The organism is Hyphomonas sp. NPDC076881 (assembly GCF_050269995.1).
Taxonomy (GTDB): domain Bacteria; phylum Pseudomonadota; class Alphaproteobacteria; order Caulobacterales; family Hyphomonadaceae; genus Hyphomonas.
Map to the genome: position 1 here is coordinate 236,274 of NZ_JBNNJJ010000003.1, position 22,419 is coordinate 258,692.

General features: G+C 62.4%; 23 protein-coding genes. 7 read left to right on the forward strand and 16 right to left on the reverse strand.

The window, feature by feature from the left end:
• Window positions 1-29 precede the first annotated feature (29 nt).
• The 6 genes from ACQKI2_RS04825 to ACQKI2_RS04850 form a co-directional block, all read right to left on the reverse strand.
• Window positions 30-1,685, reverse strand: a complete 1,656-nt coding sequence (locus ACQKI2_RS04825) for a M28 family metallopeptidase (RefSeq protein WP_427378572.1) — start codon at window positions 1,683-1,685, stop codon at window positions 30-32.
• Window positions 1,686-1,717: 32 nt separating this feature from the next.
• On the reverse strand, window positions 1,718-2,299 hold the full coding sequence (locus ACQKI2_RS04830) for an N-acetyltransferase family protein (RefSeq protein WP_427378573.1): 582 nt from the start codon (window positions 2,297-2,299) through the stop codon (window positions 1,718-1,720).
• Window positions 2,296-2,697 (reverse strand): ketosteroid isomerase-related protein, encoded by a 402-nt coding sequence (locus tag ACQKI2_RS04835; RefSeq protein WP_427378574.1) that lies wholly within the window; start codon window positions 2,695-2,697, stop codon window positions 2,296-2,298. Before ACQKI2_RS04835 ends, ACQKI2_RS04830 begins: the two co-directional genes overlap by 4 nt.
• 81 nt (window positions 2,698-2,778) lie before the next feature.
• Entirely contained in the window at window positions 2,779-4,254 is a 1,476-nt protein-coding gene (locus tag ACQKI2_RS04840) for an MATE family efflux transporter (protein ID WP_427378575.1), read from the reverse strand.
• A gap of 4 nt (window positions 4,255-4,258) precedes the next feature.
• On the reverse strand, window positions 4,259-5,539 hold the full coding sequence (pyrC, locus tag ACQKI2_RS04845) for a dihydroorotase (RefSeq protein ID WP_427378576.1): 1,281 nt from the start codon (window positions 5,537-5,539) through the stop codon (window positions 4,259-4,261).
• Window positions 5,536-6,483, reverse strand: a complete 948-nt coding sequence (locus ACQKI2_RS04850) for an aspartate carbamoyltransferase catalytic subunit (protein ID WP_427378577.1) — start codon at window positions 6,481-6,483, stop codon at window positions 5,536-5,538. The genes pyrC and ACQKI2_RS04850 overlap by 4 nt, the downstream gene beginning before the upstream one ends.
• A gap of 208 nt (window positions 6,484-6,691) precedes the next feature.
• Between ACQKI2_RS04850 and ACQKI2_RS04855 the strand changes: the two genes are divergently transcribed.
• Both ACQKI2_RS04855 and ACQKI2_RS04860 read left to right on the forward strand, forming a co-directional pair.
• Complete coding sequence (locus ACQKI2_RS04855) at window positions 6,692-8,803, forward strand: phosphocholine-specific phospholipase C (protein ID WP_427378578.1); 2,112 nt, start codon at window positions 6,692-6,694, stop codon at window positions 8,801-8,803.
• Window positions 8,804-9,005: 202 nt separating this feature from the next.
• Window positions 9,006-9,710 (forward strand): endonuclease/exonuclease/phosphatase family protein, encoded by a 705-nt coding sequence (locus ACQKI2_RS04860; RefSeq protein ID WP_427378579.1) that lies wholly within the window; start codon window positions 9,006-9,008, stop codon window positions 9,708-9,710.
• 48 nt (window positions 9,711-9,758) lie between these two features.
• On the opposite strand, the gene ACQKI2_RS04865 is transcribed toward ACQKI2_RS04860, so the two are convergent.
• Window positions 9,759-10,685: an AEC family transporter gene (locus ACQKI2_RS04865; RefSeq protein ID WP_427378580.1), complete on the reverse strand. Its 927-nt coding sequence runs from the start codon at window positions 10,683-10,685 to the stop codon at window positions 9,759-9,761.
• Complete coding sequence (ruvX, locus tag ACQKI2_RS04870) at window positions 10,682-11,137, reverse strand: Holliday junction resolvase RuvX (protein ID WP_427378581.1); 456 nt, start codon at window positions 11,135-11,137, stop codon at window positions 10,682-10,684. Before ruvX ends, ACQKI2_RS04865 begins: the two co-directional genes overlap by 4 nt.
• Before the next feature lie 88 nt (window positions 11,138-11,225).
• On the opposite strand from ruvX, the gene gatC reads away from it, so the two are divergent.
• A complete protein-coding gene (gene gatC, locus ACQKI2_RS04875) occupies window positions 11,226-11,513 on the forward strand; it encodes an Asp-tRNA(Asn)/Glu-tRNA(Gln) amidotransferase subunit GatC (protein ID WP_220987334.1) in 288 nt (95 codons plus the stop codon).
• A gap of 547 nt (window positions 11,514-12,060) precedes the next feature.
• Here the strand turns inward: gatC and ACQKI2_RS04880 are convergent.
• Window positions 12,061-13,200: a zinc-binding dehydrogenase gene (locus tag ACQKI2_RS04880; protein WP_427378582.1), complete on the reverse strand. Its 1,140-nt coding sequence runs from the start codon at window positions 13,198-13,200 to the stop codon at window positions 12,061-12,063.
• 124 nt (window positions 13,201-13,324) lie between these two features.
• On the opposite strand from ACQKI2_RS04880, the gene ACQKI2_RS04885 reads away from it, so the two are divergent.
• Window positions 13,325-14,308, forward strand: coding sequence for a GSU2403 family nucleotidyltransferase fold protein (locus ACQKI2_RS04885; protein ID WP_427378583.1), 984 nt, complete (start codon window positions 13,325-13,327; stop codon window positions 14,306-14,308).
• Window positions 14,309-14,322: 14 nt separating this feature from the next.
• Here the strand turns inward: ACQKI2_RS04885 and ACQKI2_RS04890 are convergent, their stop codons facing one another.
• Entirely contained in the window at window positions 14,323-14,709 is a 387-nt protein-coding gene (locus ACQKI2_RS04890; RefSeq protein WP_427378584.1) for an SET domain-containing protein, read from the reverse strand.
• A 54-nt stretch (window positions 14,710-14,763) separates the two neighbouring features.
• The gene (locus ACQKI2_RS04895) at window positions 14,764-15,198 is read right to left on the reverse strand and encodes a DUF6491 family protein (RefSeq protein WP_427378585.1); all 435 of its coding nucleotides are present in this window, start codon (window positions 15,196-15,198) and stop codon (window positions 14,764-14,766) included.
• Window positions 15,199-15,335: 137 nt separating this feature from the next.
• Between ACQKI2_RS04895 and gatA the strand changes: the two genes are divergently transcribed.
• Together gatA and ACQKI2_RS04905 are read left to right on the forward strand one after the other, a co-directional pair.
• Window positions 15,336-16,808 (forward strand): Asp-tRNA(Asn)/Glu-tRNA(Gln) amidotransferase subunit GatA, encoded by a 1,473-nt coding sequence (gene gatA / locus ACQKI2_RS04900; protein WP_427378586.1) that lies wholly within the window; start codon window positions 15,336-15,338, stop codon window positions 16,806-16,808.
• Between the two features lie 10 nt (window positions 16,809-16,818).
• Window positions 16,819-17,307, forward strand: a complete 489-nt coding sequence (locus ACQKI2_RS04905; RefSeq protein ID WP_427378587.1) for a hypothetical protein — start codon at window positions 16,819-16,821, stop codon at window positions 17,305-17,307.
• Here ACQKI2_RS04905 and ACQKI2_RS04910 read toward each other — a convergent pair.
• Entirely contained in the window at window positions 17,276-17,674 is a 399-nt protein-coding gene (locus ACQKI2_RS04910) for a hypothetical protein (RefSeq protein WP_427378588.1), read from the reverse strand. The genes ACQKI2_RS04905 and ACQKI2_RS04910 overlap by 32 nt on opposite strands.
• A 176-nt stretch (window positions 17,675-17,850) precedes the next feature.
• On the opposite strand from ACQKI2_RS04910, the gene gatB reads away from it, so the two are divergent.
• Complete coding sequence (gene gatB / locus ACQKI2_RS04915) at window positions 17,851-19,359, forward strand: Asp-tRNA(Asn)/Glu-tRNA(Gln) amidotransferase subunit GatB (protein WP_427378589.1); 1,509 nt, start codon at window positions 17,851-17,853, stop codon at window positions 19,357-19,359.
• A gap of 158 nt (window positions 19,360-19,517) precedes the next feature.
• Here gatB and ACQKI2_RS04920 read toward each other — a convergent pair whose 3' ends face one another.
• Genes ACQKI2_RS04920 through ACQKI2_RS04935 form a run of 4 tightly spaced genes read right to left on the reverse strand, consistent with a single transcriptional unit; the run spans window position 19,518 to window position 22,418 of the window.
• Window positions 19,518-19,952, reverse strand: a complete 435-nt coding sequence (locus tag ACQKI2_RS04920; RefSeq protein WP_427378590.1) for an HIT family protein — start codon at window positions 19,950-19,952, stop codon at window positions 19,518-19,520.
• On the reverse strand, window positions 19,949-20,512 hold the full coding sequence (locus tag ACQKI2_RS04925; protein ID WP_427378591.1) for a hypothetical protein: 564 nt from the start codon (window positions 20,510-20,512) through the stop codon (window positions 19,949-19,951). The genes ACQKI2_RS04920 and ACQKI2_RS04925 overlap by 4 nt, the downstream gene beginning before the upstream one ends.
• Complete coding sequence (locus ACQKI2_RS04930; RefSeq protein ID WP_427378592.1) at window positions 20,509-21,672, reverse strand: GNAT family N-acetyltransferase; 1,164 nt, start codon at window positions 21,670-21,672, stop codon at window positions 20,509-20,511. Before ACQKI2_RS04930 ends, ACQKI2_RS04925 begins: the two co-directional genes overlap by 4 nt.
• A gap of 11 nt (window positions 21,673-21,683) precedes the next feature.
• Complete coding sequence (locus ACQKI2_RS04935) at window positions 21,684-22,418, reverse strand: glycerophosphodiester phosphodiesterase family protein (RefSeq protein WP_427378593.1); 735 nt, start codon at window positions 22,416-22,418, stop codon at window positions 21,684-21,686.
• Window position 22,419: the final 1 nt, after the last annotated feature.

Here is a 22,419-nt window from a genome sequence, read left to right on the forward strand (position 1 = left end):
GCCCTCTGCAGGGCCGGGCAGCAGAGGGGTCAAGGCTCCATTGGCCCGTTGAACTGGCGGGCAAAGAAGTCGTCCTTGCGCCAGAGGGGGCGTTGGTCGGCATTGGCGAGGGCGAGCGCAATGCGCGCCTTGATGGCGGCAAAACGGGCGGCGGCGTCAAAGTCGATGGCGTTGGTCATGTCGTCTGACGGGCGGTGATAGTTGGTCGTCATGTGACGGGCGAACTCTTCGGCGCCGCCATTCTGCCAGCCGGGGATGAGATAGACAGACGGGATGCCCGCTTCGACGAAGCGGAAATGGTCTGACCGGGTGAAAAGCCCCTGATCCGGCACAGGGTCCGGGCTCAGGGTAATCTTCATCTCCGCAGCTGCCTTCTCGACTTCCTCGATGATGGTGGAGCGGGCGCCGCCGAAGACAACGAGATCGGTGAAGGGATAGGTCAGGATCGGCATGTCGAGATTGACGTTGGCGACGATGTTGCCTTTGGGCACGGTTGGGTTCAGCGCGAAATACTGCGCGCCCAGCAGGCCCTTCTCCTCAGCGGTCAGGGCGATGAACATGACGGAGCGTTTCATCGCGGGGCCGGCCTTCAGCATGCGGGCGGCCTCAAGCAATGTGGCGATGCCGCTGGCATTGTCGAGCGCGCCATTGTTGATCTGGTCGCCTTCGATGCCTTTTGTGATGCCGATATGATCGAGGTGCGCCGTCAGCACGATGACTTCGTTCTTGAGGATGGGATCGGCGCCTTCAATCATGCCGATGACGTTGGCGGATTGGACCTGATCATGCGTGGACGTCTGCGTGAGGTGGATGGTGTAGGGCAGGGCAAAGCCATTTACGTTGCCACCTTCGGCTTCGGCCGTTTCCAGGATGGCGGGCCAGCTTTCGCCGGTGCCTTCAAACAGTTTCGCTGCGCTCTCCATGGAGACGGAGGCGCCTGCCTTGATATTTGGGGCCCGGTCGAAGGGTGTGCCGTCTGCGCCGATCCAGGTGAGGCCTGCGCCATCCAGGCGGCCTTCGCGGATAAGGCGTTCGAACGGGTAAACGCCGCGCGAGGTAGGCGTTTCCAGGGTGACGATCCCGATGGCGCCGCGCTCGGAAGCGTTCACGAACTTGCGGCTGCCATAGAAGGCGCGCTCCTCGCTCTGGATACCCTTGGGGGTGCCTGAGAGCATCACGGCGATCTTGCCGTTGAGGTCGAGCCCGGCATAGTCATCCCGGCCAAGATCCGGCGCGACGATGCCGAAGCCGACGAACACGGCTTCGCCTGTCACATCGCTCACGGGCGCGGAGAGCGAATTGCCCATTGCGTAGTCAACATTTTCCGTAAACGGAATGGTGGCGCCAGTCGCCGTATTGGTGACTTCCATCAGGCGGCCCTCCGGTGCGCGAACGGACCGCAGGAAGGAGATCGTCTGCATATAGCTGCCCGCGTCTCCCGCAGGCTTCAGGCCGATTTCAGCAAACTCGGCGGCAACATAGTCTGCGGCCAGATCAAAGCCGGGCGTGCCCGCTTCGCGGCCTTCCAGATCGTCCGAGGCCAGAAATTCCATATCGGCACGGATGTTTTCCGCATTGGCTTCCGGCAGCTCTGCCGGTGTGGGCGGCGGCGGGGGCGCGGCGGGCGCGCAGGCACTGAGCGCCAGGGCGGCGGCGAGGACGAGGCTTGGCAGGGATCGGGACATTCAGCAGTCTTTCTTGAAGTGAGGCGCCGGGATCAGAATTCGCGTAGCCAGTAGGTCATGGGGTGGGGCAGGTCTGGACCGCCGGGCTCCGTGGGCCATGCGAACTCCGTAACAAGGCCCGGCAGCTTGCGGTAGCCCCGCTTCTGCCAGAAACTGTCGAGGGGGCTGTAATCGGCCGGGCGCAGGGGGTGGCTGGCGGGCCGATCAACCGCGCAGAAGCAGGCGCGGGCATAGCCGCGATCCTGCGCGTGCTTTTCGCGGGCATCGAAGAAGGCATGGCCGAGCCCCCCGCCGCGAAAGCCGGATTTCAACACAGACTCTCCAAAATAGAATGTGGAAGAAAGGTCAAACCCGGCGGCCTTGAGGGGCGCGGCAAACTCCCCGTGATGATCATCAATGGCAGAGCCTGTGGCGCAGCCGACGATCTGCCCCTCTTCTTCTGCAGCAACGATTAAGGCATCCCGCGCCTTTGCAAACGTACGCAGATATTTCTGCTCATACTCTTCCGTGCCGGAATAGAGATAGGGAAACGCGCGGAACACTTCGATCCGCAGACGCGCGAGCGCGGGCAGGGCGCGCTCCAGGTCTTCTCCCGTCAGAGGGCGGACGATCATGATACCTGCCGGATCCATTCTTTGAGATTGTAATAGGTGGTGACGCGCTGAATCTCGCCATCCTCCACATCAAAGAAGGCGCCGGCGGGCAGGCGGTAGGTCTGGCCGGTGGCTTCGGGCAGGCCGGCATCTGTCTTCTTGTAGATGCCGTTAACGATGAACTCCGCCGAGGCGCGGGTGCCATCCGGTGAGGCCATCACCACGATGTCGGTCAGGGTCTCGTCATAGCAGTCATCCATATGGGCGATGAAGTCTGCAAAGGCTGCGCGCCCGCCACGCTTGTCGCCCTCATTGACGAAGTGATTGATATTTTCCGAAACACAGCCCGCCATGGAGTTCCAGTCCTTGGCGTTGAAGGCGGCGTAGTAGCGGCTGATGAGGTCGGGCGTGCTGGTCATTCGGGCATTCCTGATTAGCGGCGTAAAAGAATTTGAGCCGATTATATCCCGGGAATCCAGCGCGCCAACACTGTGCGCAGCCTAGTCTTCACTCTTCCGGCGCGGCGGATTGGCCGCGGCGCCGATGGAAGAGGTGGTTTCGCCTGAAACGGTGGCCGCCAAGGCAGACGCTTCAGCGGTATCGGCATCCGGCACGCGCATGTCACGCTCGCTGCGCCAGTTGCCGAACCGGTAAAGCACGATGGCAAGCAGCATGGTGACGACCATGCCCGCCGGGAAGCTGTACCAGATGGCATCCGAACCGAGCCAGCCCTGCAAGCCATAGGCAAAGCCCAGGCGTACCGGAAACATGGAGATGAAGAGGATGATCAGCGGCCAGATGACCTGCCCATTGGCACGCACCGTGGCGAACAGCACCATGGTGACGGCAAAGGGTATGAAGCCCCAGGTGGCGAGACGCGCGATGTTCTGGCCGATGGCAACCGCGTCACTGGCGCCGCCGAGGAAGATCATCATCGCCGCCCGGTCCGTCAGCAGAAGCAGCATGACCAGCGCGCCGGTGAGGGCAAGGTTAAACAGGATGCCGGTGCGGGTGATCTGGTCTACCCGGTCCCACCTGCCTGCGCCGATATTCTGGGCGGCCATGGCGCTGACGGCGGCACCGATGGCCATGGCCGGCATCTGAACATAGGTCCAGAGCTGCTGCGTGGCGCCGAAGGCGGCGGTGGTATCGATGCCCTGCCGGTTGACGAGGGACATCATGGCGAGCAGCGAGCCGGAGATAACGATCATCTGCAGGCCCATGGGCAAGCCTTTCACGACCATCAGCCGCAGAATGGAAAGGTCCGGCTTCAGGTAGGCCAGTTCCGGGCCGCGCAGGCGGAGGGGCATGTCGCGCCAGTAGACGTAAACCAGCATGGCGGCGAGGCTGATATAATTGGCGATGGTCAATGACAGGGCCGACCCGCCGATGCCGAGACGCGGAAAAGGGCCGATGCCAAGAATAAGAAACGGGTTCAGCGACGCGCAGATGACGACAGCCACCGCCATGAAGATCAGCGGTGTCATCGCGTCGCCCGCCCCGCGCAGGGCCATCATCAGCATTGTCATGATAAGGACGGCCGGCAGAGCGAGGAAGATGATCTGGAGAAACTGGATGGCCAGCGGCACGACCTCAGCCGGTGTCTCCAGAACACCCAGCAGCGCGGGCGCCAGGAACCAGCCGGCAATGGCCAGCGCGGCGGAGACGGGCAGGAAGGTGCCGATCACCGTGCCCACAACGCGCCGGGCAGCCGTGACATCGCTACGGCCCATCGACTGGCCGATCAGGATCGTAGAGGCCATGCCGAAACCGAAGACAAACGCCGTCAGCAGGAAGACGACCAGGTTTCCGTTGGTCGTCGCGGCGACAGCATCTTCGCCCAGCAGGCGGCCGACCCAGATCGTGTCAATCGAGCCATTGGCCGACTGCAGGATGGAGGAGGCGAGTGTGGGCAGCGTGAAGGCGATCAGCGCCGGGCCGATGGGGCCGGTAGTGAGGTTGTTGCGCTTCTGCATTCCCTTACCGCTTGAACACCCGCTCGCCGCCCACGAAGGTCTGCATCACGCGGCCTTGAAGGCGGCGGCCATCGAAGGGGGAGTTGGTGGAGCGGGAGAGGAGGTCTTCGCGCTCACAAAGCCAGGGCTTGCCGGGATTGAAGAGGATGAGGTCTGCCGGGGCGTCCTTGGCAAGGCGGCCCTGCGGGAGGCCGAGTATGGTGGCTGGGCCAAGGGTGACCGGGGCGATGGCTTCGAGCAGGGTGAGCGGGCCGTCATGGTGCAGGTTCAGCAGGGCCGAGAGCACGGTTTCAAGGCCGGCCGCGCCGAAGGCCGCTTCGCCGAAAGGCAGGCGTTTTTCTTCCGGGGGCTGAGGATCATGAGCGGAGACGACCGCGTCGATCTCGCCGGCTTTCAGGGCGGCGATCAGGCCCTGACGGGTGGTCTCATCCCGGAAGGGCGGGTTTACCTTGCAATAGGTGAGATAGTCGCCAACGTCGCGCTCGTTGAAGAACAGGGAATGAGCGGCGGCGGTGGTGTAAACCTTCGCGCCGCGCTTGCGGGCGGCGGTGGCGATTTCCAGTGTGCGGGCGGTGGACACCTGATCGAGGATCAGCGTGCAGCCGGTCTGCTCGGCCAGTGTCACATCGCGCATGGCACCGATCCATTCGGCGTCTGCCGGAATGCCGGAGAGGCCTGCGCGCGCGGCAAAGGCGCCAGCATTCATCACGCCGCTGCCGGTGAGCGCGCGCTCGTCCGGGCGTGACATGACGATGGCGCCGCGGCTGGCAGCATAGGCCATCGCGCGCTTCATCACCTGCGCATTGGCGACTGGAATATCGCCATTGGTGAAAAGGATGGCGCCAGCGTCTGCCATCAGGCCAAGCTCCGCCATCGCTTCGCCGGTCAGCCCCACGGTGAGGCCGCCAGCGGGATAGATGCGGGCTTTGGAGGTTTCCCGCGCGCGCTCGGCGATGAACTGGACGAGGGCGACATCATCAATGACGGGGCGCGTATCCGGCATCACGACGAAGCTGGTGATGCCGCCGGAGAGGGCCGCGCGGGAAGCGGTTTCCAGAGTTTCCTTCTGCTCGTCGCCGGGCTCGCCGGTTTTGACGCGCATGTCGATCAAACCCGGCGCCAGGCAGAGGCCTGCGGCGTCGATGGTTGTTGTTGCGCCGGTGAATGTCGCTTCAACGCCTTCGCGGATGTCCTTGATCCGGCCGTTTTCAACGAGGATGGCGCCCGGCGCGTCAAGCTCCGTTGCCGGATCAAGCAGGCGGGCATTGATGATCTGCAGGCTCATGCGCGGCCTCCCGCGAGTAGGTGGAGGACAGCCTCGCGCACGGCGACGCCCATTTCGACCTGTTGGGTGATGACCGAGCTTGGCCCATCGGCAATCTTGCTTTCGATTTCCACGCCGCGGTTCATCGGGCCGGGATGCATCACGGTGGCGTTGGGCTTGGCAAGGGCCAGACGCTCGGCGGTGAGGCCGAAATAGCGGAAATATTCGCGGCGGCTGGGCAGGAAGGAGCCGTTCATCCGCTCCAGCTGTAGGCGCAGCATCATTACGACATCAGCGCCTTTCAGCACAGCGTCGAAATCCGTGCCGGCGCTTTCGGCGCCCCAGGTGTCCGTACCCGGAGGGATTAGAGTTCTGGGTCCGCAGAGATGCACGCGCGCGCCCATCAGGTGGAGCGCCATCGTGGTGGAGCGGGCAACGCGGCTGTGGGCAACGTCGCCGCAGATGACCACTTTGAGGCCTTCGATGCGGCCTTTGACACGGCGGATGGTCAGCAGGTCCAGCAGTGCTTGGGTGGGGTGTTCATGCGTGCCGTCGCCAGCATTAATCACCGCGCAGTCCACCTTGCGGGAGAGGAGCTTTGCCCCGCCCGAAGCGGAGTGGCGCACGACGAGCGCGTCCGGCTTCATCGCGTTCAGGGTCATCGCCGTGTCGATCAGCGTTTCGCCCTTCTTCACCGAAGAATTGGCCACCGGCATGGAGACTACATCCGCGCCAAGGCGACGGGCGGCAATCTCGAAGCTCGACATTGTACGGGTGGAATTCTCGAAGAAGAGGTTTACCACCGTCTTTCCGGTCAGCACCGGTTCGGGACGGATGCCCGCACGGGTTTTCTCGGCATAGCTGTCTGCCAGATCGAGAATATGGGCAATGTCGAGAGGATGAAGGCCTTCGATTCCGAGCAGATGCTCGTGCGTGAAGGTGTAGTCTGGCCTACGCGGCGCCATCGGAATACCTCAGATTTGCGGCGGTGTAGGCGGGATTCTCCGGCGGGGCAAGTGCTGGTTGTCGCACGATGGAAGCAAACGCTTCACTCGGCTGTCACATCACGATTCTAAGGAAATCCGAGGCGCTCTGATCCGGGGAAGGGGCCAGTTTCCGCCATGACGCGGCAACGTTTCGTCCAATTTCGATCAAACGCAAGGATTTCCGAACATGGTGATGAACAACAGACGCGACTTTCTCAAGGCCGCAGGACTTATCGGCGCGGCCGCCGCGATGCCCGCCAGCATTGCGCGGGCGCTTTCCATTCCTGCCCAGCGCGCCACCGGCACCATCAAGGATGTGAAGCATGTGGTTATCCTGATGCAGGAGAATCGCAGCTTCGACCACTATTTCGGGACGATGAAGGGCGTGCGCGGTTTCGGGGACCGGCATACGGTGCCGCTGCCCGGCGGGCGGACCGTGTGGGAACAGTCGAACGGCGCGCGGGTGCTGCCGCCATTCCGGCTGGATACCGCGAAGACCAATGCGATGAAGGTGCCCGGCACGCCGCACAGCTTTTCGGATGCGCAGGCGGCCTGGAACCAGGGCAGCTTTGGCCTGTGGCCCAAGTACAAGACGGATTATTCGATGGGCTATTATGAGCGCGAAGATATTCCCTTCCAGTTCGCGCTCGCCGAGGCCTTCACCATCTGCGACGCCTATCATTGCTCCATCACCACGGGCACTGATCCAAACCGCATCGTTTTCTGGTCCGGTTCGGCGCATGATCCGCGCGAACAGGCATCCGGCCGCAACTGCCGTGACGACAAGTCCGAGCCCAATAACCTGCGCTGCTGGGTGAAGGGCGCGCTGCCTGAGCCGGGCTATACCTATCAGGGCAATGACCTGGAGTGGGAAACCATTCCCGAAGTGCTGGAACAGCACGGCATCGACTGGCGCATCTATCAGGACCCCAACGACAACTGGACCGGGGCGATGCATGGCTGTCTCGCCTTCACCGGTTTCCGCGAGTCAAAGCCCGGCGACGCCCTTTACGAGCGGGGCATGCGCCACTGGTCGCTGGAGCAACTGGAAGAAGACGTGAAGAATGGCACGCTGCCGGCGGTTTCATGGGTGCTGCCGCCCAAGGAGTGGTCGGAACATCCCAGCGCCTCGACGCCCATCGAAGGGGCGGAGTTCACGGCCCGCGTTCTGGAGGCGCTGACCTCCAATCCGGATGTGTGGGCCAGCACTGTCTTCCTGCAAACATTCGATGAGAATGACGGCCTGTTCGACCATCTGGCGCCGCCTGCGCCGCCGTCCTTCAATCCTGATGGCACGCTGGCGGGCAAGGCCACCTTTGATCTCGCCGGCGAGTATTTCGATGACCATGAGGACAAGTACACCTCGCGCGACGACAATGCGACGGGCACGACACGGCCCTGGGGCCTTGGTCCGCGCGTGCCGCTCTATGTGGTCTCTCCGTGGAGCAAGGGTGGCTGGGTCAATTCGGAGACCTTCGACCACACGGCCGTTGGCCGGTTTCTCGAAAAGCGGTTCGACATCACCATTCCTGCGATCAGCCCCTGGCATCGCCGGATGTGTGGTGACCTGACCTCCTGTTTCGATTTCTCGCTGGCGGGGGACCGCGAATTCCCGCCGCTGCCAGACGCCAAGGGCTCGGTTGCGGTGCTTGCCGAACACCTCAAGCGGCCCCGCCTGCTGCCGCCGCGCGCGGCCGAAGACCTGTTCCAGGAGCAGGGCCTGCGCCGCGCCCGGCCGCTGCCTTATGTGCTGCATGTTGATGCGCATACGGATGATGCGGGTGTTGCGCTCCGCTTCATCAATGAAGGCTCGGTGGGGGTGGCCTTCCACGTGTATGACAAGAACGATCTCGGCAAACTGCCACGGCGCTACTGCGTGGAGGCCGGGAAAGCGCTGGACGACCGGTGGAAGGCCGCTGCCGATGGTAGCATCGACCTTGTGGTGCTGGGGCCGAACGGCTTCATGCGCGGCATTGCGCTGGCGGCGGGCGCAACGCTGCCGGTACTGACTGCGCGCTACGACAAAAGTGGTGCGGCGCTTGATCTTGAGATCGCAAACAAGGGCGCTGGGGCCGTGGATGTGGTAGTCGGTGAAGATCTTTATGCTGAGAATGCGGACCAGCCTCTGGTGCTGGCGGCAGGCGCGGGCAGAAAGGCACGCTGGGCGGTGGCGGACAGCTATGGCTGGTATGATTTCACCGTGAAGACACAGGGCGCCGTGTTGCGGCTGGCAGGCCGCGTGGAAGACGGGAAGCCCGGATACAGCGATCCCCTAATGTATATCGGCGCGCGTGCCTGATGGGCTGAAGCAAAGGCGGGCGTGTGCCTCTTTCGGAGGGGCACGCTCCGCCCGGCGCGGCGCCTAGTCTGACCCTCACGGAATTGCCGGGCAACTGCCGGGTATGGTCACATCCGGAAGGATGCTTCAGATAATCGCAAGTCGTTTCCGGTCACCGGTAGCGCGATGGATCCGGAGGGGCGCAGGGCGGGCGATGAGGTTGGTGAACTGGAATATTGAGCGCAACCGGCCCGGCTCGGCGAGATCGGCTTCTCTGGTAAGGGAAATCTGCGGTCTTGGCCCTGACCTGATCTGCGTGACGGAAGGCTGGGAGGCATCCCTTGCGGAGATGGGCGGGCATGTGATTGCGGCGCGGGGCGTTGCGTGGAGCCGGCAGGCGGCGGGGGAGCGCAAGGTGTTGCTCTGGTCGGCTAACCCCTGGACCGATGTGGACCCTGTGGAATCCGCCGCCGCCGTGGGAGGCGTGATGTCCGGACAAACGGAGGTGGGCGGGCGCCGGGTGCGCGTTGCGGGTATCTGCATCCCCTATCACATGGCCCGGCCTTACAGGCAGGCGGAGAAGGCGGCGCCTTGGGCGCAGCATGAGCGGTTTATTGAAGCCCTCACCCCAGGCCTTGCCCGCTGGCGACAGGAAGGGCCGGTGATCGTGATGGGTGATTTCAATCGCCGGATGCCGCGCACCTATGGCTCGCTTCGCTCCTACGAGATGCTGGAGCGGGCCTTTGAGGGATATGAGATCGCTACGCGCGGAAAGCTTCCCGGCATTGAAGCGCAGACTGTGGATCATGTGGCGGTTGCGGGCGCGGTGCGGGTGACCGGTGTGGCAGGGCGATCTGCGGTCAGCCCAGAGGGGCTGGTGCGTTCGGATCATTTCGGGGTGGTGGTGGATTTCGAGCTGCGCGGGTGAGCCCGCCCGATCCTTCGACTTCACCGAGGATGAGCTTTGGGGGCGGCTTCACACCGCCCCAAGCCACAGGATCAGGGCCCAGGTCAGCGGCAGGGTGAGGCTCGCCAGCACGGTTTGAACCGCGATGAAGTTTGCGGCGAGCGTTGTGTCACCGCCGAGTTCGCGGGCCAGAACATAGGAGTTCGGGGCGGTGGAGGTGGCTGCGCAGAGGAGGGCAATGGCTAGCGGCAACCCGGAGAGCCCCAGCGGCAAGCCGATCGCTAGAACCAGCGCCGGCATGCCGAACAGGCGGATGAACGACCAGGTGAACGTGCGCAGGCCCGCGCGGGTGAGCGCCTTGAGGTCAACCCCCGCCCCGGCGCTGAGCAGGCCCGTGGCGATGGCGGCATTGGCGAGGACTTTCAGGGTTTCGTCGATGGCGGCGGGAATGCGGATATGCGCGGCGGCGAGCGCGATGCCGATGATGCAGGCGATGACCAGCGGATTGCGCGTCATGGCGAGAAAGGGCCGCGGCTTTGTGCCCGGCGGGCGGTCTGCATGTGCGGTGAGGGCGTAGACCGAGATGACGTTCGCTGCCGGGATCATGACAGCCGCGGCCAGGCCCACAAGGGCGACGCCCTCATTGCCAAACAGCGCTGCGCCGAGGGAGAGGGCGATAATCGTATTCCAGCGTACGTTTGACTGGATGATCGTGCCGATCGCGGGGCGGTCAATGCCGGGCCAGCCATAGGCGGCCAGCCCGACCACGCCCATTGCACATTGGGCGGCCACCAGCGTGGCCACCATCTGCCAGGGGGCGGTGTCAAACTCTGCATTCGCCAGAGCCCGGACGATAAGGGCTGGCAGAAGGACAAGGAAAGAGAGCCGGTCGATGGCCCGGAAGGCTTCCGGCTGTATCCAGCGGCGCGTCGATAGCAGCTGGCCGAGGGCGACAATCAGGATGACCGGCAGCAGCGCGATGAGAAAGGCGTTCACTTGCGTTGCTCCAGACGGGAGAGGGCGTCTTGCAGGATGATGGCGGCGGCGGCGGCGTCGATTCCCGCTTCGCGGTGGCGGCGGGAGGCCCCGGCGGCGCGCAGCACATCGCCCGCCTCGGCGGAGGAATAGCGCTCATCCTGGAAGGCGACCGGCAGGTCGCGCACCTTCAGGAGACTGGACACCAGCGTGCGGACGGACTGGGCGCGCGGGCCCATGCTGCCATCGACATTCAGGGGCAGGCCGACGATCAGGCCGACGGCTTCGCGCTGGTCGTAGACCTGGAACAGACGGTCCAGCGCGGGGGCGAGCTTCTTTTTGAGGATCGTCTCGACCGGCGAGGCCATCATGCGGATACGGTCTGTGGCGGCAACGCCAATGGTGGCGGTGCCGGGGTCAATGCCCAGCAGGACGCCCTCGCGGGGCAGGTCGAAGAGATCCACCACAGCCATAATCCCGCGTCCCTTACAGCCTTGATGGCCCTCTGCCTATGGCGTATGGGGCAGGGAGTATCAGGAAGTTTCTTCAGGAATCCGGCCCATGAGCGTTACCCGCGACGATGTCCGCAAAGTTGCCCGCCTGTCCCGCATCGCGGTGCCGGAAGAGCGGCTGGACGAGCTTGCCGGGGAACTCAATGGCATCCTCGGCTGGATCGATCAGCTCAACGAAGTGGATGTCGAGGGCGTGGAGCCGCTCACCTCCGTGGTCGAGACGAAGCTGCCGATGCGCGACGACGTGGTGACGGATGGCAACATCCAGGACCAGGTGCTGGCGAATGCCCCGCGCAGCGAGCACGGGTTTTTTGTAGTGCCGAAGGCTGTGGAGTAGGCGCGCTTATTGCACCTAGAAGTACGAATTTTCCTTCGTCAGGTTCTGACCAATTGTAGATGTAACCATGTGTGGTTACCATTTTTGAGTTAGGCCTACTTCCACCACCATGAGTACAGCCATTCCAAGGCAGCTCTTCCCTCATCGGCTATCTGATGATGGCGTGAGACCAACTCTTCAACAGCCCACTTTGAAGCGCTTAAGAGGTCGTGTTCGTCCCAGTTAGGTCTTATGGCTTCCAGCTCCCGAATGAGAGCACGGAGACTTAAGAGTAAAATGGCGCCTTCAGCTTGCCCGAAATGGTCGAGAACACGTTTCTCGTCCGGCTTGGGAAAAGGGCTAATCTTCCATCCGACATAAACTGAAATCGCGCGGTTCAGATTCTCTGTTCCTAATTCCATGGGATCGGTTCAATTCTTGACTTCTGACCTAAACCGCAAGCACGATGTCGTCGGTCTTGGAATTCATTGAGTTGGGGCTGGGAACAGGCGGAAGATAGCCCTCAGACCGGCTTGCGCCGGTCGAGGGAGACGATAATGGGGACGTCTTACTTGCTCGGATTAATCAGGTACTTCGTGCCCGTGGCCTTGGCGTTGTAGGCGTGGAGGGTGTCGAGATCGAGGGCTTCGGCCAGCGAGATTTCGGCGGTGTAGTGGCTGGCGAAGGTGGTTGTCAGTTCGTCCATCACACGCTGGCGCATTTTGGCGCGGATTTCGGCGCCCGCCTTTTGCAGGAACGGGGTCAGCAGGTAGCCGGACATGTTCCACGCAAAGCCTACGCCGGGGGGCACGATGGTCGGCGACATGTCCAGCCGGCCATAGATATACACCTGCGTTTCCTGGCCTGAGCCATAACGGCTGAACTCTTTCATCTTGCGGCTAGCGGCCGCTTCCATCGCGATCAGCAGTTGGCCGGCGAGCGGGCCGCCGCCGATGGCGTCGAAGCCGAGCGTGGTGTCGGTTTCGGCGAGCGCGGTGATCAGCTCTTCCATGAAGTTGGGCGAGGTCGAATCGACGATGTATTTCGCGCCGAGACCCTTCAGGAGGTCAGCCTGTTCCTTCTTGCGGACGATGTTCACTAGCGGGACATTGTCCTTCTGGCAGATCTTCACCAGCATCTGGCCGAGGTTTGAGGCGGCGGCCGTGTGGACGATGCCCTTGCGGCCTTCCATGCGCATCGTCTCCACGAAAGAGAGCGCGGTCAGCGGGTTGACGAAGCAGGAGGCGCCATCGCGCGAGGTGGCGCCAGCGGGAAGCTCCATCACCTGGGCGACGTTCAGCATCCGGTACTGGGCGTACATCTCACCGCCGAGGCCCGTGACCCGCTTGCCGAGCAGGGCTTGGGCTGCGGGCGAGGTGCCTGCCTTCACCACAAGACCGGCGCCTTCATTGCCAACGGGCATTGACTGGTCGAGCCGGGCCGCCATGGCGCGCAGGGCGGCCGGGGGCACATCTGCAGTGATCACCGGACGGTCTTTCGTGCCGGAGGCCTTGGCTGTGCGCATATCGGCGCCGCCGACGAGGAGGCCAAGGTCAGACGGGTTAATCGGCGTCGCTTCCACCTGGATCACCACATCATCCGGGCCGGGCTCCGGCACGGCCACTTCTGCCAGTGACAGCTCCAGCTTGCCGTCTTTGGTGACAAGGCTGCGCAGTTGCAGGCCGGTTGCAGGCACAGTTTGGGACATTCTTTCCTCCATTTTTGGTGTCTGGCCGTACCATCGGGAAACAATGATGCCGGTCAATCCAATATATTGATTTTTATAAATTTATCCCATAATAATAAAAAATACAAAATCATGGGATAAATTGGTGGCAGTCAAACCCTTTTCTGATGAGCAGCTTCGAACCCTCATTAATCTGCGCCAGCGCTATGATGTGTGGATGGAAGCTGAGCGCCGGTTGGCGGATATGCCGTATGACCTGAGGCGCAAGACGGTCGATGGCAAGACCTATCTCTATGAAATCTTTGATCATAGAGGCAATGGGCGTAGCCTTGGCCGCATGAATGATGCGCTCGAGGAGCGTTTCAGTGCATATCGGGAAGCAAAGCAGGGCGCGCAGATCCAGCGGGACGCTGCTCGGTCGATGTTGAATGAAAGCGCCCGCATGTACCGGGCGCTGCGTTTGCCAATGCTTTCCAGTGGCGCTGGCCCGATCCTTCAGGAGTGCGACCGAAGAGCACTTCTTGGCAGCCATTTGCTTGTGGTGGGTACGAATGCGCTTGCGGCGTATTCGATCGAAGCGGCAGGCTTTCTAACAGGTGCGCCGGATGAGACGGATGACTTTGATCTCGCCTGGTCTGCGACGGAAGTTCAGGAAGGAGAGCTTCCTGTCTGGACAATGCTGAAAGCTGTTGACCCTACATTTACGGTGAATACGGAGCGTACGTTTCAGGCGCGCAACGCAAAGGCTTATGAGGTCGAGATTCTCGTGGCGCCCTCAAGACATGCCACCATGGGACGCAATGATCAGCCAAAGCCAGTGCCCCTGCCGGAGCAGGAATGGTTGCTGCTGGGAAGTCCGGTAGATCAGGTTGCTGTCTGCCGCGACGGCACGCCGGTCAGGATTGTTGCTCCTGATCCCCGGTGGTTTGCGCTTCAGAAGCTTTGGATGTCGGAGCAGGCAAAGCGCAATCCGTTAAAGCGCCCAAAGGATAGGCGGCAAGGTACTGCCCTGCTAAACGCTGTCCAAGCGGTGATGCCCCAATACCCGTTAGATGAAGTTTTTGAGAGCGGAATTCCAGAAGATCTGCTGCCCTTTTACGATGGCTGGCGCTCGGGCAGGCTGACCTGAAGCGCAGCCAAATTTCAGATCGCCTCGTCAGCGAAGTCTTCGTAATCAATAAGAATTTCATCGCCTGCTTTCAGGGCGACGCGCGATGTCAGGGTGACGGTTTCTGCTTCGGCGTCAACGTAGAAGTCTGCGTTTGCATCCGGGCTGTGATTGCACATCGAGATATTGCCGAAGGCGACAGCGGCGCGAACAGTGCCGTCTTCCTCACGCTCGTCGACATAGAAAACGTAATGATAGACCCGCGTGGTCTTCAGCCGCCCGGTGTCTTCATGCGACAGGATGAGCAGCGGGTAGACACCAAGCAGCGCGCCGGCCGGTATGTCGGTTGAAGCAAACAATCCGCGTCCGTGAAGGGGCGAGGTTTTGACCTCGACGCGCGCGCCCCCAGATGATGTGGCCATGAGCGGGGTGTTTAGCACGCCCGGAGGCTGTCGCCATCCGGGGGGTAAGGAAAATTATTCGGCCGGAGATTCTGCGGCAGGTTCAGCGGGCTTTTCCGCTTTCCGGTCCCATTTGCGGATTTCCCTGATAAGGCACCTTTGCGGCCCCATGCCGGTGCCGCCGAGGCTGTGGCCGACAATGAGGGCGTCGCTCCGGGTCAGGCATCCGGTGGCGGAATCGATGCCTATGCTCTGGGCATATTCAAGGTCCGGGCAGGCACCAAACACTTCGACCATGTATTCATCGCGCCCTTCGCGCAGGATGACTGTGTTGCGCTTGTTGTCGCTGAAACCGTCGATGCTTGAGGCAAAACAGATGCGATCCGCCGGCTCGCCGAGGCGCGGGTCGTCGGCATAGGCGGCAATCCCCTGGGGCGTTCCTGTGCCGGGCGCGGATTGGCAGGCGGCCAGCAGGGCTGTGGTGAAAATGAGGGCTGCGGATCTCAGCATGGGGAACTCCAGGGGCAGGGGAGGCTTAAGCCATACTCTGCACCTGCCCCGGAACCGCAGCAAGCGGCCTCACGGACACTTGAACTTTTGGGCATTGGGGCCTAGCAGGCGGGGGTTATTATCCATGGGATTTCCCGATGACCGACCTGACCGACCTGACTCTCGCTGCCGCGCTGGATGGGCTGAAATCCAAGCAGTTTTCCTCGGTCGAGATCACGCAGGCATTCTTGTCGGCCATGGAAAAGGCCCGCATCCTCAACGCTTATGTCGTCGAGACGCCGGAAAAGGCGCTGGAAATGGCGAAAGCGTCTGACGTCAAGCTCGCCAAGGGCGAGGGTGGCAAGCTGGAAGGCGCGCCGCTGGGCATCAAGGATCTTTACTGCACCAAGGGTGTCCGCACGACCGCCTGCTCCAACATCCTGGGCGAATTCACTCCCACCTATGAGTCGACCGTCACCCAGAACCTCTGGGACGAAGGCGCCGTGATGCTGGGCAAGCTTAACATGGACGAGTTCGCCATGGGCTCGTCCAACGAGACCTCGCGCTTTGGCCCGCCGATCAACCCCTGGCGCCGCAAGGGCGACAATGCCGGGCTGACACCGGGCGGCTCGTCGGGTGGCTCGGCAGCGGCTGTTTCGGGCAATCTCTGCCTGGCAGCCACCGCGTCTGACACGGGCGGCTCCATCCGCCAGCCTGCTTCCTTCACCGGCACGGTCGGCATCAAGCCGACCTATGGCCGGGCCAGCCGCTATGGCATGGTGGCGTTCGCCTCCTCGCTCGATCAGGCCGGGCCGATTGCCAAGACGGTGGAAGACAGCGCCCTGCTGCTCGAGATCATGTGCAGCCATGATCCAAAAGATTCCACCTCGCTGAACATCGAAACACCCGACTGGCGCAGCGATGTGCGCAAGGGCGTCAAAGGCATGAAGATCGGCATTCCGAAGGAATACCGCATCGAAGGGCTGTCCGAAGAGATCGACGCCCTCTGGCAGCAAGGCATCGCCTGGCTGAAAGCGGCCGGCGCGGAGATCGTAGATATCTCCCTGCCGCATACGAAATATGCTCTGCCGGCGTATTATATCGTGGCGCCTGCAGAAGCTTCGTCAAACCTAGCCCGCTATGATGGCATGCGCTATGGCGCGCGCGTTGAGGGGAACAACCTGACGCAGACATATGAAGCAACCCGTGCGGGCGGCTTCGGCAAGGAAGTGCAGCGCCGCCTGATGATCGGCACCTATGTGCTCTCCTCGGGCTATTACGATGCCTACTATCTCCGGGCACAGAAGGTACGTGCAAAGATTTTGCAGGATTTCGTAGACGCTTTCGAAACGTGCGACGCGATCCTGACCCCTGCTTGTCCATCGACTGCCTTTGCCTTTGGCGATAAGTCCGGCGATCCGATAGAAATGTATCTCATGGATGTGTTCACGGTGACGGCAAACCTTGCTGGCCTGCCGGGCATTGCGGTGCCTGCTGGCCTTTCGGCCAATGGCTTGCCGCTTGGCCTGCAGGTGATCGGCAAGGCGCTGGACGAAAGCGCCTGCTTCCGCGTGGGCGGCGCCCTGGAAGATGCAGCAGGCTTTGTGGCCAAGCCGGAGCGCTGGTGGTAATATTGGGTTTATGACCCGATTTCTTATCATTTTCGCCATCACGCTGGGCATTGCGTTCACCCTGATGGCCAGCGTGCTTACCCAGAACGGCTACAGCATGTTTGCCCCTGAAATGCAGACGATGATCGCCGTCTGTATCGCCGTGGCGCTGTATGTGGCGTGGCGGATTTCCAATGTCCTGCGCCGCCGCCAGGAAGACGCGATCCCCAGCGAGGGCGGCAGCAAAAAGCCCGTTGCTTTCGGTCTGGGCTCGCTGACCGGCGGAAAGAGCCGCGCGCTGCGCGAGCGGGAAGCCCGCGTGGCGGCCAGACGGCGCCGCCTCATCCAGGAAGGCAAGTTGCAGGAAGAAGAGCCCGCCGCCCCGGAACCCCAACTCGCGCCGGAATCTGCCCCTCAGGCGGAAGCGCCCACGCGCGCCGCCTCCACCGCCACCATGAAGGAAAAAATGGCCGCGCGCGCCGAGCGTGTCAGGCGGGCGCGGGAAGAGGGGAAGATCTAGGCGCGCGGGGCGAGGACGCGGTCTTCGCCGGCGTGACCGGAGCCTTCGTGCCGCCGCCGGGGCGGCCTTCATCATCGTCATCGCCTTGTGAGGCTTCTGCCTCGCCCCGGCTGCGATCCGTGATCCGCGAGAGATAGACGCCGGCCCCGATCAGGCCGCCAATCGGCCCGAACTGCACCAGCATGGCGGCCACGAACACGAACGGCACGTTGAGTTCCAGATGGCTGAAACTCAGGAATATGCCCGCCACCAGCGCCGTGCCAAGCGCAAGGCCGCAGGCAAATCCCGCCACAATATGCTTGAGGAAGCCACGCGCGATCGGCCGTTCCTCTGCCTTCGCGCCATCGAGAATCATCTTGAACAGCATCGCCGGGCCGGCTCCTTGTGCGGCCGGGCTGATTTTGCGCCATCCGGGGATAATTTGAAGCCCTTTTTTGGCGGCGTTGGAAAGGCGGGCGCGGTGCGGTGTCAGCGTATCTCGACAGGGCCCGCCGGCGGGGGTTAGAAGGGCGCCCTAATTGCAGGTATTGATTGAGAGAAGCGATGACCGAGCGCACCCCCTACCGCATCAAAGGCGAAACCGGCGACTGGGAAGTCGTCATGGGGCTCGAAATCCACGCGCAGGTGGCCTCTAACGCCAAGCTTTTCTCGGGCGCCTCGACGGCCTTCGGTTCTGATCCGAACTGCAACGTTTCCCTCGTGGACGCGGCGATGCCGGGCATGCTGCCGGTGATCAACAAATTCTGCGTTGAGCAGGCCATCCGCACCGGCCTTGGCCTGAAAGCGAAGATCAACACCTACAGCCGCTTCGACCGGAAGAACTATTTCTATCCTGACCTGCCGCAAGGCTATCAGATCAGCCAGTTCGCCCACCCCATCGTGGGCGAGGGTGAGATAGAGGTGGATGTCGAAGTGCCCGGCAAGGAGGATTATTCCTTCCCCTGCCGCATCGAGCGCCTTCACCTGGAACAGGACGCTGGCAAGTCGATCCACGACATGGACCCGAACTCGACCTATGTGGACCTCAACCGCTCGGGCGTCGCGCTGATGGAGATCGTCTCCAAGCCAGACGTGCGCTCGCCCGCCGAGGCCGCTGCCTATGTGAAGAAGCTGCGCGCCATCGTCATCGCGCTGGGCACCTGCGACGGCGACATGGAGAAGGGGAACCTGCGGGCGGACGTGAACGTCTCCGTGTGCCGCCTTGGCCAGTATGAGAAGTTCCGCGAGACGGGCGATTTCAAACATCTCGGCACGCGCTGCGAGCTGAAGAACATGAACTCCTACCGCTTCATCCAGCAGGCCATCGAATATGAGGCCCGCCGCCAGATCGAGATCATCGAAAGCGGCGGCAAGGTGGATCAGGAAACCCGCCTGTTCGATCCGGTGAAAGGCGAGACCCGTTCGATGCGCTCGAAGGAAGACGCGCACGACTACCGCTATTTTCCGGACCCGGATCTTCTGCCGCTGGAAGTCGAACAGGCCTGGATCGAGGAAATCCGCGCGTCTCTGCCGGAGCTGCCCGACCAGAAGCGCGCACGCTTCGAGAAGGACTACGGCCTCTCCCGCTATGATGCCGGCGTGCTGACCTCTGACGCGGACAAGGCCGAGTATTTCGAGATCGTTGCCAAGGGGCGCGATCCGAAGCTTGCGGCCAACTGGGTGACGCAGGAACTGTTCGGCTATCTCAACAAAGAGGGGCTGGAGCTTTCGCAGAGCCCCGTTTCGGCAGAATCGCTTGGCGGCCTCATCGCGCTCATCTCGGATGATACGATCAGTGGCAAGATCGCCAAGGATGTCTTTGTCCGGATGATTTCGGGCGAGGGCGAGGCAGCCGAGATCGTCGAAAAGCACGGCCTCAAACAGGTCACCGATACCGGGGCGATCGAGAAGGTGGTTGACGAGATCATCGCCGCAAATCCCGATCAGGTTGCCAAGGTGAAAGACAAGCCGCAGACGCTCGGCTGGTTCGTCGGCCAGGTGATGAAAGCTTCGGGCGGCAAGGCCAACCCCAAGGCTGTGAACGACATTCTGAAGGCGAAGCTGGGGATTTGATCCGTTTCCTTCCTTGAACCCCTCTCCCCCTCGGGGAGAGGGGCAGGGGTGAGGGGGGGGCGAGGCATATTGCAACGTATCTGCTGATGGTTGGAGAGGGCGAGCCCCTCACCCCCAACCCCCTCTCCCCAGAGGGGCGAGGGGGTTAGAAGTACCGTTCAAATCGCGGCGCGGATCTTCGCTGCCACCGGCTCGAGCTCTTCCGGCTTTGCCATTGTGCCCCCGCCATGGCGGCCAAGCTCGCGGCCTTCCCAGATCGGGATGATGTGGAAGTGCAGGTGGAAAACGGTTTGCCCTGCGGGCGCGCCGTTGAACTGCATCACGCGCAGCCCGTCCGGCTTCAGGCCCCACTCGACCGCTTTGGTGACCCGCTGCACGCGGAGCATGTAGCTGCCGAGATAGTCGGGTGGCATATCGAGAAAATTGCGCGCCTGGACGCCCTTGGGGATCACCAGCGTATGCCCTTCGCTCTGCGGGAACACATCCATGAAAGCGAGGGCGACATCATCCTCGAACACTTTCAGGCTCGGCATGTCGCCGCGCAGGATTTTGGCAAAGATGTTGTCGGGATCGTAGGCTGCGTGAAGGGTCATGCGGAGTGTTTCTGCCTTGCTCTCTGATTCAGGAACCGGCGTGCAAGAAACACGAAAACCGATAGAGGGACAAGGAAGTAAGCTGCGGCGGCTATTTGCGCGAGGGCTAGCGCCAGCCAATTTCTCCACTCAAAGTGCAAGGGTATGAGCGACCAGTCAAAACCGTAGATTCTTGCGTCGGCGAGGACTTTGAGGACCCCTATGATCAACGCAGGGATGACGATCAGCGGCAGAGCGGCCAGACCGGTATAGTAGCTGAGAAGGATGTAGTAGCGAAGCCGTTTTGGTTTCAGCGGGTAGTCTTCCAGTGTTGGAAACTCGGCAGACAGGCGATCGTCGGCACTCTCGGCGTATTCGATGATCGCCCGCCTGGCGGCGTCGAACTGACCGGCGGGCACCAGAACGCCAACACCGCCCAATGCCTGAAGGGCGCCCCAGTCGATCATTGCATGATGCCAGTTTTCAAGACTCGCGGGAATGCCCGCATCATTCAGCAGGGCGCAGACAATCGCCGCTTCCTCTGCGCTTGCGCATCTCCTGATAATGACAGCCCCGCTCATTCCCCTTTCTTAAACGGTGTTCTCTCCTTCAGGTAGTCCAAATCCTCGTCAACCGCCGCGCGCTCGCGCTTCAGATAATCTGCCACCGCGTCGCGGAAGCCGGGATGGGCGATCCAGTGAGCAGAGCGGGTGAGGACGGGGCCATAGCCGCGGGCCAGTTTGTGGCCGCCCTGCGCGCCAGCCTCCACCGTTTTGAGGCCGTGCGCGATGGCGTAATCAATCGCCTGATAATAGCAGGTCTCGAAATGCAGCATCGGCCGCCCGTCCAGCGTGCCCCAATAGCGGCCATACAGCGTGTCTGAGCCGACAAGGTTCATCGCGCCGGCAATGATGCGGTCTTCCTCGCAGGCAAAGATGAAGAGAAGATCGTCAGCCATCCGTTCCCGGAGCATCGAGAAGGATTTCCGCGTGAGGTAAGGCGAGCCCCATTTGCGGCTGCCGGTGTCCATGTAAAACTCGAAGAAGATGTCGAGGTGTTCCTCGGTGATCTCCGCCCCGCGCACATGCTGGAAGGTAAGCCCGGCCTGGGCTTTGGCGCGTTCCTTGCGGAGGTTCTTGCGCTTCTCAGAGGAAAGCGTAGCGAGGAAATCGTCAAATGATCCGTATCTGTCGTTTTGCCAGTGAAACTGCTGGTCAGTGCGGATCAGCAGGCCGGCCGCTTCAAGGAAGGGCGCTTCGGCCTCCTCGATGAAGTTGATGTGCATCGAGGATACGCCCGTCTGCTCGGCCAGTTGCAACGCGCCGTCCAGCAGGGCTGCGTGATAGGCGTTGGCGTCGGGCCCCGGCCCCACCAGCAGGCGGCGCCCGGTCACCGGCGTGAACGGCACCGCGCACAGCAGTTTGGGGTAGTATGCCCCGCCGGCCCGCTCCCAGGCTTCAGCCCAGCTCTGGTCAAACACGAATTCGCCGCGCGAATGGTATTTGAACCACATCGGCATGGCCGCCCGCAGCCGGCCATTGCCATCGCGCACGAGCACATGCGCGCCGCGCCAGCCGGTGCGCGGGGTGGCCGCGCCGGAGCTTTCCATCGCTTCAAGTAATTCCCAGGTCAGGAACGGATCATAGGGAGCGCCGGGCGGATTGGCGACGGCGTTCCATTCGGCTGGATCAATTCCCGAGAGGGAGGAAACAGAGCTGATCTGGGGGAGGGCGGCGTCCATGGCCCTCAAATCTAGGGCGCGATCGCGCCCAGCGCCAGCGCCGGGCTGAAGTGTTCGAAAATCACGGCAGGTTGATGCGGCCTGAGGGCGGCAAGGTCTGCCTCTGTGCGCACGGTCCACACCACAAAGGGCATATCCCGCCCCTCCAGCGCAGCGGCGGCGCGGGCAGCATCCGTGTAATGGACGGCCAGATAGTCGATCTCATCAGCAATGGCGGCTTCGGCAAAGGCGTCAAAATAAGCTTCGCCATACTGCGCGCTGGGCGCGATCAGCTGCCCCCGCATCAGGCTCTCGGGCAGCGCGCGCACGGCGATGTCGGAAAAGCTCATCGCCGCGGCAAGGCCGGGCCAGTCCATCAACCGCTCGCCCACCTTGCGGGCAAAGGCGGCGGGATCGGTGCTGCCATCGATTTTCATCTCCGCCAGCATCGGCAGGTGCTGCGGCCAGAGGGAGAGCAGATCCTGGAAGGAGGGCAGAGGCTCATCCCCGCCGTTCAGATTGTGGGTCTTGAGGGTGCTGGCCGGCAGGGTTTCAAACGCGCCTGCTGCGCCGGTCATCCGTTGCAGATCCGGATCATGGAACACCATCACCTCGCCATCGGCCGAGGGGCGCAGGTCAAACTCGATGCCGAGGCCGGCTTCCGCCGCTGCCCTGAAACTGCCGAGGGAATTCTCCGGCAGGCCGTCCTTCGTCCACAGCCCGCGATGGGCGTAGGCAAAGTCCTTCAGGGCAAAGCGGCGGGCCATC